We start from the raw sequence: 13,030 nt of genomic DNA, 5'->3' as shown, positions 1-13,030 counted from the left end.
CCTCTCAAATTCCGTTTTCAAAAACGGTATGATACTCATATTTTACGATAAAAAAAAGGTAAAAGATAGTCATTGCTCTAAATCAAAACTTAAACTTTTCATAACAAGCTGTTGATAATAATCATCCAGTTCTTTTGCCGTTAAGCTTAATTTTTCTTGTTTTTGCCACTCCTCTACAACTTGAATGTTAGTCACTGTATAAAGAGCAATTAACTCTTTTGGTAAGTCTATGTCTTGTGGCAAAACATCTAAAACGGCTGCTTTCATTTGTTCTAAGAAAAAGTGATCCACTACTTCAATAAAATTATCATCACTTAAATGTTTATTGATTAATTTTTTTCCTTTTGATTTAGTATAAAAAGATTCTGCAGTTTGAAAGGGTTCATAAACACGTGCTTTTTTTGATAAGTCAAAATAATCTTGCCACAACTTTTTTAAGCCGTACTCTAGTAGCTGATATTTATCTTCAAAATGGCGATAAAAAGTCGAACGATGAATGTCAGCCACTTTACAAATTTGCCCAACTCGAATATCACTAAACTGCTGATTATTATCCATTAATAACCTTTCAAAAGCTTCCCAAATTTTGTCATCTACTGAATCAGTCACCATTTCTCTCATCTCCTTATATGCGACATTATATACTTTTGTTTCTTACCTTTCAATTTTATTTAAGCTACAATAAACATAACAGATAGGAAAGGAGGATTTATATACGACACGAAAAGTAATTTTATACATCGCAACTAGTTTAGATGGCTTTATTGCAGATTCTAAGGGAGGAATTGATTGGTTACACGCTAATGCTATAGAAAGAGAGACTGACACTTCTTACGAAGATTTCTATTCAAATGTAGACACAGTTATTATGGGACGAACAACTTATGACCAAGTCACAGAAGTTCTTTCTCCTAATGAATATCCTTATGCTGATAGTCAGTCCTATGTTTTAACTTCACGACAAACAGATAACACAAAAGATATTACCTTTACAAATAAATCTGTTGTTGATATTGTAACTGACCTAAAAAAACAACCTGGTAGAGATATTTTCATTGTTGGCGGTGCTAGTATTATTAAGCCTCTTGTTGAGGAAAATTTAATTGATGAGTATCAACTGGCGATTATTCCGACACTACTTGGTGAAGGTATTCCTTTATTATCAGATATTAAAGGTAACCTTAAATTAACAGCCACTCAGGCAAAAGTTGTTAACAATATTGTTTATCATACCTACGTAAAAAATTGACATTTAAATAGGATGGGTTTATACTTCTCGTATTAAATCGAACTTAAAAGGAGGACACCGAATTGAACACTGCTTTATTTAATAGACTAAATCTAATAAATAAACGGTGAGTTCGTGTATCCTTATTTCAATATAATAATATCTTTTTTAATGATGTTATTTGCGCACTCCTGTATTCATATAGGAGTGCTTTTTTTGTTCTAAAAAAGAAAGGGTGACCTACTCAAATGTTAGAAGAAGACATAGAACCTCCATAAAAAAATAAATAGAATAGGTGATAAACAATGATGAAATTAACAAATATATCTTTAGTGGAAGAAAAAACAGGACGTTACTTAGTGCAAGATTTAGATTTAACAATTAATGACCAGACAAAACTGGCGATTATTGGAGAAGAAGGAAACGGAAAATCTAGCCTTCTTCAAGTAATTCGTGAACGAAAGGATTTAATTCCTTACCTTAGTGTCTCAGGAGAAATAACTAGTTCTTATCAACATATTGGCTATCTAAATCAGTCTTTAGTTGAGGAAAATAGTCAGCTAGTTGTTGCTGATTTATTTGAAGAAGTTGAATGGGATTCTTTACTAACAGAAGCTATGGCTGCTTTTCAGATTGATAATTTATATAGTACTCAGCTTTATTCAGAGCTATCTGGTGGGGAACAATTAAAATATCAATTACTTGCTATTCTAGCTAAAAATCCAGATTTTCTTCTTTTAGATGAACCAACAAATAACTTAGACTTAGCCAGTATTAAATGGTTAGAAGATTTTGTAAAAAACATAACGATTCCTGTTATTTTTGTCTCTCACGACGAAGCTTTTATTCAAGAAACAGCTAACCAACTTCTTCATTTAGAGTTAACCAAAAGAAATCAAGAGCCACTTCACACCTTATCTCACGATGACTTTTTCACTTATAAAGAAAAACGTGAGCAAGGTATTAAAACTCATAATCAACTTGTCAAAAATGAAAACAGAGCTCTAAAAAAACAGGAGGATAAATTACAACAAGTTTGGAATAAAGCAGAACATCAGCATACTCAAATTTCTAGAGCTGATCCACGTTTACAGAAAAAAGTGAAGGCTTTAAAACAACAAAAGGAAAAATTAAGTGTTCAAAAAGATCAAGTTATGGACCTTAGAGCTATTGAAGAAAACCCAAGTTTTTTCTTTGCTCCTGTCTCCTCACCTAAAAAGAAACAACTAATTGTTGATTTTACTTTAGATGAATTAACTAATGAAAAAGGCGTTTTATCTCGAAATATTGACCTGCCTATTTTCACTCAAGATAAGATTATTATTACTGGTGAAAATGGTGTCGGAAAATCAACTTTACTGAAACAAATTTATTTAGCGTTAAACAAAAAAAAGGAATTACAACGTTGGCTATATGCCGCAAAAATACGAAGAAGTTGTTGATACAAGTCAGCATGTTTTATCACTTCTTAACACAACTAGAGACAATGAGGGACAAAAAATTAGAACCTTACTAGCTAATCTTAATTTTACGAGGGATGAAATGACTCATCCTATGAGTGAATTAAGTGGCGGTCAACAAGCAAAAGTTTTATTAGTTAAATTAATGCTTGAAGAACACGATGTCCTAATTTTAGATGAGCCAACAAGAAACTTAAGCCCTTTGACTAACCAAGTCTTTTATGATGCTCTCAGCCAGTATCAAGGAACAATTATTTCCATCTCACATGACAGAAAGTATATTGATTCATTAAAGAATAAAAAACTATATGAGTTAACATCGAATGAGTTAAGATTAAAAGAATATATGTTAGATTAACTAGGGAGGTATATTTTATGAGTAAAACAATTACACATTTCGGTGTTTACGGAGTTATGATTCAAAATAATCAATTATTATGTATAAAAAAGGAAACTGGTCCTTACAAAAATAGATATGACCTACCCGGTGGTACTCAAGAAACTGGTGAAAGCCTAGTGACTACTCTAAAAAGAGAGGTTAAAGAAGAAACTGGCTATTCTGTTGTTTCATATGTAAATAACCGAGTTTACGACTGTTTTGTAACACCTCAAAGCAGCTCCTCTACTGTTCACCATATTTTTACTTTATATGATGTTTCTCTAAATATAACGCAACAATCTAAGATTCCAGAATTAGTAATTGATGGCTGAAACGATTCATCAGGCAGTCTTTTTATAGAAATTGACTTACTGAATGAAGAAAATGCTTCACCGATAATTTTAAAATTAAAAGATGAACTACAAAAAATAGAAACAACTTTGGAAGCTTCTGTGTTTCCTAATTGGTTGATAAACTAAATTATCTATCCTATTAAGTTACATTTTAAAGGCGTATAATAAAGTTGAAAATGTTAGAAATCCTTTTAGGGAGGTATATATATGTTAAAATTTTTAGCAGCACTTTCTTGTTTTATTTTAGGTTCGTACCAACTTTACCGAACTTATAAAATGTTTTCTCATGAGCAAAAAAACGGTGGCAAAAAAACCTCAGTTTTTCTACCAATCGCCTTATTTAGTAGTGTTATTTTTAGTTTAGCTCTCTTTGGTCTTGGTATCTCTCTCTTTTTAGTTATCTCTAACTATAAACCTAGATGGAATACCAATTTGCTCGATTGTATTTTCCTTTAATACAAGCTCAAAAGCTTTTTTACCAATCTCTAAAAACTGATAATCAATGGTTGATATTTGCATTAGTTGGCTACTTAGCTGATTATCTTGCCCGACTAAAAAAGGTAACTCTAGTTGGTTATCTAAATAATATTGTCTAGCACCAGCTACAATGTCATCACCATTTGAAAATATGACATCTACTACTCTTCCTTCTTCATGCCACTCTTTTGCTTTTTTATAACCATCCTGATAATTAGAGACACCTATTTTGATTAAGTCTTGAGGGGGATTCTCTTTAAAAACAGCTTTATAAGCTGACAAAGTTTCTTTGCTTGTCGCACTAACACTTTCATCTCGACTTAACATAATCCCTATAGTTTTGTAGCTGTGCTCTTTCAACCACGAAAAAGCGTCTTTTAGAGCGATTGAACGCTTAGAATAAACCGCTGAGATAGAAACATCATAAGGATCCTCACAGCAGACAACAGGCCCATATTTTTGATATTCAGCTAACTTTTCTAAGGGCAGACCGTGAGAAGTAAAAATTAATCCATCAAAAGCACTTCTTCTTAATTGCTCTAAATAACCTAATTCTCTTTTTTCATCATAAGCAGAAGGGAGAATAACCAAATGATATTCAGTTAAAAATGACGCATTAATCGCACCTGTTAGAATCTCTGTAAAAAAGGGATGATTGGTATGGGGTAAAATAATCCCAATATTTAAGGTTTTTCCGCGGCTCAAATCACGAGCAATCTCACTGGGTACATAGTCTAACTCCTCAATCGCTTGTCTAATAGCCTCTTCTGCTTCTTTTGAGACATGCTTTTTTTGATTCAACACTCGAGAAACTGTCGCAGCAGAATAACCACTTAATTTAGCAATATCATGAATAGTTGGCATCCCTATCTTCCTTCCTGACTTTTATAGCTTTTACTATAACGACTGAAACCCGTTTTAGGTCAAGAAATTTTTATTTATTAGTATACTTTTTTAAGACTATTCTTTCTTCTTCTGTCAGTAAACTATAATCTTTAACTAACTCTTGGAATCTATCTTCTTTGATTCCTGTTAACTCTTCTATTTGTTTAGGTTGTTTTACTTTTTCTTCAACGTCTAGTAACAATAAACTATCATCTAATTCTTCATCTGATAGTTGTTCACTTTCAGACATCTCTAAATTAACAATCTCTTTAATACTTTCTCGGCCTAGCATTTGCCCAAGACCTTTAGCTATTTGTTTAATTTGTCGTAATATCCAATCCTTTTCTTCGTAACTCATCCTAGTCACCTCTTTTAAATTAAGTATAAAACAAACTTATTTTTATGACAAATACATCCTTTAAGTCTATGATACAATAAGAAAAAAGCTCAGAGGAGATTTATGATGAATGAACAACTAATGGTACTTCTTTTTATCTTAGGAATAATTGCTTTTATTTTAGTAACAGATAGAATCAATCAATCAAAATTAAAAGCACAAATAAAAAAAGACTGGGGAAATTTACCACGCCATTTGCCTAAAGATAATGAAGAAAGCTTGCTTAAAGCCTATGAAAACCGTACTAAACAAGCTGAAGTTATGATTGATGACTTAACTTGGGATGATTTAAATATGTTTGAAGTTTTTAAAAGAATCAATTTAACATACTCCAGTATTGGTTCAGAAAAACTATATCAAACTCTTAGAGAATATAATTTATCTAATGAAAACACTGAGAAACTAGAAATTCTGATTCACTATCTTGAAAATAATCCTAATGAACGAGAGGATATCTCTTTTCGTTTTGCTAGATTAGGTAAGAGAGACTATAACTATGCTCAAATTTATTTAAATGGACAAACTATTAATCCATTAGGTAGCCATTCCTTATATGTTTTCTTAGGTCTTCTACCTTTAATAGGCTTTTTAAGTTCTTTCTTCATTGGAGCGATTGGCTTTGTTGTGGCTGTTTTAGCTTTATGTGTTAATACGATTTTATATTTAATTAAAAAAGGACAGCTAGAAACAGAGCTTGCTGCTATGAATTATCTCGTTCAAAGTCTTTCTTTAAGTCATACTTTAAGTAAAAAAGAGACACCTATTAAAAATGAACTTCAAAAAAACTGGCAACCTTTTAAATCTGCTTTGCGTTTTGGATTTGCTTTTCGTGTTAAAAGTGGTAGTGAATCTGAAATGTTTATTGAAATGCTAAGTGCTGCCTTTTTAGTTCCTTTTATTTCCTTTGGTGTTTTATCTAAAAAAATTAATCACTATAACACAGAAGCAAAAATTCTTTGGGAATTAATGGGACAATTAGAAGTTGCGATAGCTATTTTAAATCTTAGACTTATTTATCAAGATTACTCCTGTCAGCCTGAATTTTCTGATGAAAAAAGTGTTATAGCTGAAGATGTGATTCATCCTTTATTAAATAGCCCTGTACCTAATCCCGTTAATTGGTCAAAAAATACATTGATTACAGGTTCTAATGCCTCAGGTAAATCAACTTACGTCAGATCTGTAGCGATTAATATTATTTTTGCTCAAACTCTTAACACCTGTCTAGCTACCTCATTTACGTTAAAAAGAGGTGGTGTTATTTCTTCAATGGGTGTTCAAGATAGTATCATTGATGGTGACAGTTATTTTGTCGCAGAATTAAAATCATTACAGCGCTTAATTGAGCAGGTCCAACAAAATATGTTTTATTATTCCTTTATTGATGAAATTTTAAAGGGAACAAATACTATTGAGAGAATCGCCGCTTCTTCTAGTATCATTCAGTGGCTAACCACTCAAAATCAGCTAGCATTTGTTGCAACTCATGATATTGAATTGCCACAAATTCTTCAGAATCAGTGTGACAATATTCATTTTGAAGAGTCTGTTTCAAAAGAAGATGGCATTACTTTTGATTACTTGTTAAAAACAGGAGTTGCTACTTCTAGAAATGCGATTAATTTAATTGAAAGCATGAATTTTCCGACTAGTGTCATTAATAGCGCTCATCAAAAAGCCAAATTCTTTGATGAAAATAGAAGTTGGAGTGATTAAAAATTGAATTTTTTGTAACTTTATTAATTATCTCCCATAGGTTTTAAGGATTTATGTTATGATAGGTTCACTTAAAAGGTGGTAAAGAAAAGAAATGAAATCAATATTTAAAGATATCCTATGGTTTGCAACAGTTTTAGTTATTTTAATAGCAGTTCGCATCTATGTAGCTGCGCCAATTAAAGTTCAAGGTGAGTCTATGATGCCAACACTAATTGATGGGGAAAAAGCAATCACTTATAAGTTAGGTGATATTAAACGCTTTGATGTAGTACCATTAGTTGCCCCAGATGATCCTTCTCTAAACTATGTTAAACGTGTCATTGGTCTTCCAGGAGATACTGTGGCTTATGAAAATGATCAACTCTATATTAACGGAGAACCAATTCCTGAACCTTATTTAGACGAATACAAAGCAGACTGGAAGAACTCAGGACAAACAGAGCCCTTAACAAATAATTTTACCTTAGCTGAAATCACAGACTACGAAAGAGTACCAGAAAACACTTATTTTGTTTTAGGTGATAATCGACGTGTATCAAAAGACAGTCGTTTCCCAGAAGTTGGGTTTATCCCAAAAGAGAATATCATTGGAAAAGCTAAAGTAACTATTTGGCCACCAAGCCAGTGGGGACTCATTAAATAAAAACTGCTCTATAACAATTAATTTGTTATAGAACAGTTTTTTTGTTTCTTTAATGCTTGAAATCAGATAGTATATAATACTAACAACTACACTTATTTTCTAAGGAGTGATTCTTATGTCAGTAGAATTTGATGATTTATTTACATTAGGTAAAACTATTTACTCAACTGATACTTTTGAGCATCAACACTATTCTGAATTTTTAGATATGTATGACGCTAACTATATTAAATTTAAACAACCTATTTCACTGAAAGAGTTTAAGAAAACTGAAAAATATTTAAAAGACTTTCATCAAAAAAATGGACAAACACATTTAAAATTCAAATTTCCTAAAAATATCACTTTTTCAGACGAGCTAAACACTTATTTACAACAAGAAAAGTATGATATTGATTCCTTAGAACTTTTTAAATTGAAAAAGACAAACTTCCCTTCTCTCTCTCAATCAACTGATATTGATATTGATCTTGTTACACTTAATCATTTAGATGATCTTTTAACTTTGCGTTTTAACTTAAATAAAGAGTATGGCAAAGACTACGCTCATAGAAAAAACGACTTGATTAAAGAACACCTGAAGTCTAGTAACATTCAATTTTTAATCGCTTATTATAAGAAAATCCCTGCCGGATGTGTCAATGTGATAAGCACTGATTCAACTCTTGAAATTGATGATTTATATGTTCACGAAGACTTTAGAAACAAGCAAATAGCAAGTTTTCTTCAAAGAAAAGGAATTGAAATGGCACAAGATAAAGAAGTTATCTTACAAGCAGATAGCAACGACACTCCTCGAGAAATGTATTTAAAACAAGGATATGAATTGCAAAGTAACAGATTTGAAATTTTCAAATTATTTAGTTAAAGAAAGGTGAATCAATATGGAAGAAAACTTATTACTCATAAAACCTACTCAACAATTAGAAAAAGAATTACTCGCTTATTTATCAGAATTTAAGGATAATTTAGATGACCTTCATGGTGCTAGCTCTTTAGAACAGTTTAAAGACATGAAAGATTGGATTAATCACCTTTATCTATATGAAAATCGTGATACTATGCCAAATAAAAGTTTCGTTCCAGGGCACCAATATATTTTAATCAGACAAAGCGATAACAAAGTACTTGGTATGCTTCACCTGCGATTAGAACTAAATGATTATTTATTAAATTACGGTGGTCATATTGGTTATTCTATTGCTCCTTCTGAAAGAAAAAAAGGTTATGGTTCAATTATGCTAAAAGAAGCTCTACATAAGGCTCGTGATTTTCAACTTGAAAAAGTATTGATTACTTGTGACGATGATAATCCTGGCTCTTATAAAGTCATTGAAAATAATCAAGGGATTATTGAAAATAAAATTTTTGATGAAGCAACTGGGAAAGACGTTAGACGTTACTGGATTGCGTTATAGGTTGATTTTGTTCATAACATAAATCTCTATAGAGAAACCAATAGCCAAAGCTAATAGACTTACCCTGTTATCTTTTAAGAGAAAATTTAAGGAGGAATTAGAAATGGAAGTATTATTAGGCTCACAAGTTCGCATTCAATTTTTAAATAAAGAATTAGAAAATGTTAGAGGAACAGTACTAAATGTTTTTGAGGATTCTTTAAGAGTAGAAGTAGAATCAACTAATAAGCATGTAATCGTAGTAAAAACAGCTATCTCTGTTATTGAAATATTAGACTAAATTTGTAATTTAAAACAAGTAGAACTAATTAAAAAAGTAGAATCTTATTTATTCAAGATTCTACTTTTTTACTTTGTGTAATGAACAATTATAATTTATCAATTATTCATTATTTTTTAAATACTAAGCATGATTAAACAACGGTAATTTAAATTCTTTAAAAGTATCTTCTTCTACTCCTAAAACAAATAAAGCATCGTCATCTACTGGAACTCTCTTCTTAGTTTTAATCATACTTTCTTCCTGCACATCAAAATGACAATAAACACGACTATCTTTCTCAAGAGGCAAGTAATTTAAAATCTCTCTCATAGAAATCTCCTTGTCACTTAAAATATCAAAAAGATGGTACTCCTCATCTTCAATTTCGTAACACAAATAAGTATCAAGCTCTTTGATATAAGAAATTCCGTCTTTAAAGACACTCCTATAATAAAACATAGTTAGATTGTAACCACCCTCTAAATAAGATTTAAGGTGACTATTACTTCGATTGTTAGCTAATTTTTCTATTTTTTCTTGATGAACATTAAAATCAACTAGTTCCAAACTTTCTTTTTTCTCAATCTGTTCTGCTTCTAGTTCAACACTTAATTCATCTACTCGCTTAAAACCAAATTTAGGGTAAAAATCTAAAACTGTTTCATTTGCAAATAAATAGATAAAATCGACTCTTTTTTTGTAATCATTAATAATCTCAGTCATTAATTCTTTTGATAAGCCTTTAGAGCGATAATTTTCAGCTATCATAACTGTTCCTATTTGAATGGTCTCATAACTTTGATTATTAATTATCATTTTGCTTTTAGTGACTGATGCATTAGCAATCACCTTTTTTCCATCAACTAAACTGTAAGGTATGTAATTTTCTCCCCAGTATCCTGATTCATACCACTCTATAAAATTAATTTCAAAAGTATCTTCTGCTAATTGGTTAAAACTTTGACGTGACTCCTCTTGCTCTTTAATGCCTTTAACTAATTGTATTGACTCATATGTATTCCTCCTCTATTTTTCTTTTGTTATCTTTAAGTTATTAGTTTGAAAAAATCACCTCCTAAAACAGAAAAAGGCAGAGTTAGATAATCTAACTCTGCCAAAGAAAAACAGTCCCTTAATTGTTTAAGGAACTGCGACTTGTAAGAATCTGTTTGCTTATCTATTATCGCTAAAAAACGTCACTAAATAAGATTCAGTCATTGCACTGAAAAAACTTATTATCAACATTTCTATTAAATTGGTTAACGTATCAACCAGCGATAATTAATTTAAGCATAAACACTATTCTCCTGTTCTGTTTTAAAAGATAATTCATTCTAACATAAACTAATTTTTATACCTAGATTTTACTTTCTAAGCTTTTTAAGAATTTCTCTTTCTGCTCTTTTTTTGATGTCACAACATAACCTTCATGAATCCACTTTACGTGTTTCATACCGACACTTTTTAAAGTAGCTTTGATAAATGTTTTATGAATCCCATCTCCCTTAAAAAGCTTAATGTACCACTTTGGAGATTGAGCTGTTGTAATGACTTTGACAAATTTTATCTGTGTCAGTAAACCAGTCATAATTCCGCGTTTATCCTCTGTATAAGCAAAATTTTTAAGTAGAACTTTGTCTAAAAATCCTTTTAAAACTGCTGGTACACTGAACCACCAAATAGGAAAAATAAAAATAAGTTCCTCACTATTTTTTAACATCTCTTGGTAGTTAATTACTTGTTTATTAGGTGTCTCACCTTTTGAAAAAAATTTTAACTCTGATGCATGAAATGTTGGATCAAATTCATCTTCATGTAAATCAATCACTTGAAATTTTTCACCTCTGTTAGTTAATATTTCTTTTGTTTTATCTAAAATAGCATGATTCAAGCTGCCTTCCCATGGATGAACATAAATAATTGTTTTCATATAAACCTCCTAAACAAGTTTAAGTGCGTACATATGCACTTTTAAAGTGATAAAAAAATCTATTTCTAGCAGTTAAATAGATTTTCTAATTGATTAGTTGTTTCCTTAAATTGATTTAAAATAGTCTCTTCATTAATTTCATAATACATATTTCGGCCTGATTTTTCTTTCGTAACTAACTGATAACGATTCATTAAGTCCAAATGGCGAGAAATAACGGAGCGATCTTGTGGCAAATTTTCAGCTATTTCAGTAATATTGCTTTTACCATTCATTGCCAACACTTTTATAATATCAATTCTTGCAGGATCAAATAAGGTTTTATAAAACTCAAAGTCAACAGCCTGATCTACTTCTTTTAGACAATTTTCTTTTTCTGCATTAGTCATTTTTCCACCACCTAAAAAAGATTATACGTGCACATTTATGCACTTGTCAACGAATTAGTTATTCTCTTTCAAATATTCCCTAGCTTCTTTTGTGACTTGTTTCAAATCAACACCTTGTTGTTTAGCGGCAAAAATACAACCACAATAACACTGACGGTAAATATCGTACTCTTTACACATTTCAATAGAACGCTCATAACCTTTATTTTTTTTAAAATCACTAGGTAAGTAATTCACGTCATAAAACTTTTGAATATCCATTCCAATTTGATTGATTAGCTGGCTATTTTTCTTAGGTGAAATAGTTAAAGCACTTCCGAAATAATCAAAACCTAACTCTTGAGCTTTCTCAGCTACTAAATCAAGACGCATATTAAAACAAGCACTACAACGTTTACCGCCTTCTTTTTCATTCATTAAACCTTTTTCTTTTATCATTCGCACAAATTTACTTGGCTCATATTCTCCAGCTAAGAAACCGACTTGTTGATTAGTTGTTTCATTAAAATCTTCGACAAATTTTTTCTGCACTAATAATCGTCTTTCGTATTCTTCTCTAGGATGAATATTTGAGTTAGCAAAATAAATCGTAATCTCAGCAAATTGCGTCATGTATTCTAAAGTATAGGTACTACAAGGAGCACAACAACTATGGAGTAAAATAGATGGTTTCGTTTCTGACTTCTCCCACTCTTTAATCATATTACGTAGGGTTTTATCATAATTAATTTTTTGATTAGGAGATAATTTATTTAATATTTCTTCTGCATTAATTGTCATTTAATTAGCCTCAACTTATTTCTTCTAAATTTAAATCCATTGTAAATAGATTATAACTTAATTTTCCTGTTTCCAATCTCTTTAAAGGGTATTTAACATCATTATAAGTAAATTCTAATCCCTCTACTCCTATCTCTAACATCGCTTCTTCAAAAGTCTTTTCTAGATTCTCTAAAGAAAACTCTTCGCTAGCTTCAAAAGTATTTAAGGCAATATGAGCTACAAAAAAATCGGCCTCATACTCAGTATGGAACAAGCTTTGTATGCTTTCTGATGTTGGAACAATACTTTCAAAAAACAATTGGTCTTTTTCATATTTTCCAATCGAAGCAATATAGCTTCTTTCTTCCTCATCCATAACCATAGTGAATAACTCACTAAACAAACTTCTTTTTTTGTCAGTTCCCATATCAATATCAAGAGTTGTTTCAATTAATGTATCCACTAAAAAGCTTACCCCCTCATCTGCAGCGTCTTTTGCGATCTTTCCGATGACTTCCTTGGCTGTTTTTTTCTTTAAAGGAAAACTGGCTGACACTGACTCCATATCATCTAGTTGGCTAATTTCTTTTGAGGTAAATACATCACGAATAATCGCCATTAAATTATTAGCTTCTAAGCCTTTTTCTTTTAGGCCAGAAGGGATTTGAATAAAGTATTCTCCTGTCCACTGCAATAGATTAAATTCACCCATATATTCCATTTTTCTC

At 30.9% G+C, this 13,030-nt stretch carries 18 protein-coding genes; 10 read left to right on the top strand and 8 right to left on the bottom strand.

Going from position 1 to position 13,030, the window contains the following annotated elements; genetic code table 11:
- Window positions 1-69: 69 nt before the first annotated feature.
- Window positions 70-612, bottom strand: a complete 543-nt coding sequence (locus DFR54_RS02065) for a TetR/AcrR family transcriptional regulator (protein WP_114288701.1) — start codon at window positions 610-612, stop codon at window positions 70-72.
- Window positions 613-694: 82 nt separating this feature from the next.
- Here DFR54_RS02065 and DFR54_RS02060 point away from each other — a divergent pair, with 82 nt between their 5' ends.
- The 5 genes from DFR54_RS02060 to DFR54_RS13105 all read left to right on the top strand — a co-directional run bounded on the left by DFR54_RS02060 (window position 695) and on the right by DFR54_RS13105 (window position 3,876).
- The gene (locus DFR54_RS02060) at window positions 695-1,249 is read left to right on the top strand and encodes a dihydrofolate reductase family protein (protein ID WP_114288700.1); all 555 of its coding nucleotides are present in this window, start codon (window positions 695-697) and stop codon (window positions 1,247-1,249) included.
- Between the two features lie 284 nt (window positions 1,250-1,533).
- Window positions 1,534-2,670, top strand: a complete 1,137-nt coding sequence (locus DFR54_RS02055; protein ID WP_114288699.1) for an ATP-binding cassette domain-containing protein — start codon at window positions 1,534-1,536, stop codon at window positions 2,668-2,670.
- Window positions 2,642-3,046: an ATP-binding cassette domain-containing protein gene (locus tag DFR54_RS02050; RefSeq protein WP_114288698.1), complete on the top strand. Its 405-nt coding sequence runs from the start codon at window positions 2,642-2,644 to the stop codon at window positions 3,044-3,046. Before DFR54_RS02055 ends, DFR54_RS02050 begins: the two co-directional genes overlap by 29 nt.
- A gap of 17 nt (window positions 3,047-3,063) precedes the next feature.
- On the top strand, window positions 3,064-3,399 hold the full coding sequence (locus DFR54_RS02045; protein WP_249033357.1) for an NUDIX hydrolase: 336 nt from the start codon (window positions 3,064-3,066) through the stop codon (window positions 3,397-3,399).
- Window positions 3,400-3,627: 228 nt separating this feature from the next.
- Window positions 3,628-3,876, top strand: a complete 249-nt coding sequence (locus tag DFR54_RS13105) for a hypothetical protein (RefSeq protein ID WP_126808975.1) — start codon at window positions 3,628-3,630, stop codon at window positions 3,874-3,876.
- Here DFR54_RS13105 and DFR54_RS02040 read toward each other — a convergent pair.
- Together DFR54_RS02040 and DFR54_RS02035 are read right to left on the bottom strand one after the other, a co-directional pair.
- Complete coding sequence (locus tag DFR54_RS02040) at window positions 3,814-4,761, bottom strand: LacI family DNA-binding transcriptional regulator (protein WP_114288697.1); 948 nt, start codon at window positions 4,759-4,761, stop codon at window positions 3,814-3,816. The two genes, DFR54_RS13105 and DFR54_RS02040, sit on opposite strands and share 63 nt — an antisense overlap.
- A gap of 70 nt (window positions 4,762-4,831) precedes the next feature.
- Complete coding sequence (locus DFR54_RS02035) at window positions 4,832-5,140, bottom strand: hypothetical protein (RefSeq protein WP_114288696.1); 309 nt, start codon at window positions 5,138-5,140, stop codon at window positions 4,832-4,834.
- Between the two features lie 105 nt (window positions 5,141-5,245).
- Between DFR54_RS02035 and DFR54_RS02030 the strand changes: the two genes are divergently transcribed.
- From DFR54_RS02030 to DFR54_RS13160, 5 genes are all read left to right on the top strand, one after another.
- Window positions 5,246-6,895: a MutS-related protein gene (locus DFR54_RS02030; protein WP_114288695.1), complete on the top strand. Its 1,650-nt coding sequence runs from the start codon at window positions 5,246-5,248 to the stop codon at window positions 6,893-6,895.
- 94 nt (window positions 6,896-6,989) lie between these two features.
- Window positions 6,990-7,541 (top strand): signal peptidase I, encoded by a 552-nt coding sequence (lepB, locus tag DFR54_RS02025; protein ID WP_086341810.1) that lies wholly within the window; start codon window positions 6,990-6,992, stop codon window positions 7,539-7,541.
- Window positions 7,542-7,656: 115 nt separating this feature from the next.
- Entirely contained in the window at window positions 7,657-8,409 is a 753-nt protein-coding gene (locus tag DFR54_RS02020) for a GNAT family N-acetyltransferase (RefSeq protein ID WP_114288694.1), read from the top strand.
- Between the two features lie 16 nt (window positions 8,410-8,425).
- The gene (locus DFR54_RS02015; protein WP_114288693.1) at window positions 8,426-8,959 is read left to right on the top strand and encodes a GNAT family N-acetyltransferase; all 534 of its coding nucleotides are present in this window, start codon (window positions 8,426-8,428) and stop codon (window positions 8,957-8,959) included.
- A 103-nt stretch (window positions 8,960-9,062) separates the two neighbouring features.
- A complete protein-coding gene (locus tag DFR54_RS13160; RefSeq protein ID WP_167799443.1) occupies window positions 9,063-9,239 on the top strand; it encodes a hypothetical protein in 177 nt (58 codons plus the stop codon).
- A 123-nt stretch (window positions 9,240-9,362) separates the two neighbouring features.
- Here DFR54_RS13160 and DFR54_RS02010 read toward each other — a convergent pair whose 3' ends face one another.
- The 5 genes from DFR54_RS02010 to DFR54_RS01990 form a co-directional block, all read right to left on the bottom strand.
- A complete protein-coding gene (locus DFR54_RS02010; RefSeq protein ID WP_428843312.1) occupies window positions 9,363-10,148 on the bottom strand; it encodes a GNAT family N-acetyltransferase in 786 nt (261 codons plus the stop codon).
- Between the two features lie 430 nt (window positions 10,149-10,578).
- Window positions 10,579-11,151, bottom strand: a complete 573-nt coding sequence (locus tag DFR54_RS02005) for an NAD(P)H-dependent oxidoreductase (RefSeq protein ID WP_114288691.1) — start codon at window positions 11,149-11,151, stop codon at window positions 10,579-10,581.
- A gap of 65 nt (window positions 11,152-11,216) precedes the next feature.
- Window positions 11,217-11,540: an ArsR/SmtB family transcription factor gene (locus tag DFR54_RS02000; RefSeq protein WP_114288690.1), complete on the bottom strand. Its 324-nt coding sequence runs from the start codon at window positions 11,538-11,540 to the stop codon at window positions 11,217-11,219.
- A 54-nt stretch (window positions 11,541-11,594) separates the two neighbouring features.
- On the bottom strand, window positions 11,595-12,320 hold the full coding sequence (locus DFR54_RS01995; protein WP_114288689.1) for an epoxyqueuosine reductase QueH: 726 nt from the start codon (window positions 12,318-12,320) through the stop codon (window positions 11,595-11,597).
- 10 nt (window positions 12,321-12,330) lie between these two features.
- Window positions 12,331-13,023 carry a hypothetical protein gene (locus DFR54_RS01990; protein ID WP_114288688.1) on the bottom strand — a complete coding sequence of 231 codons (693 nt, stop codon included), beginning with the start codon at window positions 13,021-13,023 and terminating at the stop codon, window positions 12,331-12,333.
- Window positions 13,024-13,030: the final 7 nt, after the last annotated feature.

The sequence above is a fragment of the Vagococcus fluvialis genome (assembly GCF_003337315.1).
Taxonomy (GTDB): Bacteria; Bacillota; Bacilli; order Lactobacillales; family Vagococcaceae; genus Vagococcus; species Vagococcus fluvialis.
The sequence above is the reverse complement of the archived record's forward strand: the minus strand, read 5'-3'. Positions and strand labels throughout refer to the sequence as shown.

What these genes read in the sequence shown, in the direction of transcription:
- DFR54_RS02065 (WP_114288701.1), bottom strand. Translation starts at nt 612, where the DNA reads ATGGTGACTGATTCAGTAGATGACAAAATTTGGGAAGCTTTTGAAAGG.
- DFR54_RS02055 (WP_114288699.1), top strand. Translation starts at nt 1,534, where the DNA reads ATGATGAAATTAACAAATATATCTTTAGTGGAAGAAAAAACAGGACGT.
- DFR54_RS02050 (WP_114288698.1), top strand. Translation starts at nt 2,642, where the DNA reads ATGCCGCAAAAATACGAAGAAGTTGTTGATACAAGTCAGCATGTTTTA.
- DFR54_RS02045 (WP_249033357.1), top strand. Translation starts at nt 3,064, where the DNA reads ATGAGTAAAACAATTACACATTTCGGTGTTTACGGAGTTATGATTCAA.
- DFR54_RS13105 (WP_126808975.1), top strand. Translation starts at nt 3,628, where the DNA reads ATGTTAAAATTTTTAGCAGCACTTTCTTGTTTTATTTTAGGTTCGTAC.
- DFR54_RS02040 (WP_114288697.1), bottom strand. Translation starts at nt 4,761, where the DNA reads ATGCCAACTATTCATGATATTGCTAAATTAAGTGGTTATTCTGCTGCG.
- DFR54_RS02035 (WP_114288696.1), bottom strand. Translation starts at nt 5,140, where the DNA reads ATGAGTTACGAAGAAAAGGATTGGATATTACGACAAATTAAACAAATA.
- DFR54_RS02030 (WP_114288695.1), top strand. Translation starts at nt 5,246, where the DNA reads ATGAATGAACAACTAATGGTACTTCTTTTTATCTTAGGAATAATTGCT.
- lepB (WP_086341810.1), top strand. Translation starts at nt 6,990, where the DNA reads ATGAAATCAATATTTAAAGATATCCTATGGTTTGCAACAGTTTTAGTT.
- DFR54_RS02020 (WP_114288694.1), top strand. Translation starts at nt 7,657, where the DNA reads ATGTCAGTAGAATTTGATGATTTATTTACATTAGGTAAAACTATTTAC.
- DFR54_RS02015 (WP_114288693.1), top strand. Translation starts at nt 8,426, where the DNA reads ATGGAAGAAAACTTATTACTCATAAAACCTACTCAACAATTAGAAAAA.
- DFR54_RS13160 (WP_167799443.1), top strand. Translation starts at nt 9,063, where the DNA reads ATGGAAGTATTATTAGGCTCACAAGTTCGCATTCAATTTTTAAATAAA.
- DFR54_RS02005 (WP_114288691.1), bottom strand. Translation starts at nt 11,151, where the DNA reads ATGAAAACAATTATTTATGTTCATCCATGGGAAGGCAGCTTGAATCAT.
- DFR54_RS02000 (WP_114288690.1), bottom strand. Translation starts at nt 11,540, where the DNA reads ATGACTAATGCAGAAAAAGAAAATTGTCTAAAAGAAGTAGATCAGGCT.
- DFR54_RS01995 (WP_114288689.1), bottom strand. Translation starts at nt 12,320, where the DNA reads ATGACAATTAATGCAGAAGAAATATTAAATAAATTATCTCCTAATCAA.
- DFR54_RS01990 (WP_114288688.1), bottom strand. Translation starts at nt 13,023, where the DNA reads ATGGAATATATGGGTGAATTTAATCTATTGCAGTGGACAGGAGAATAC.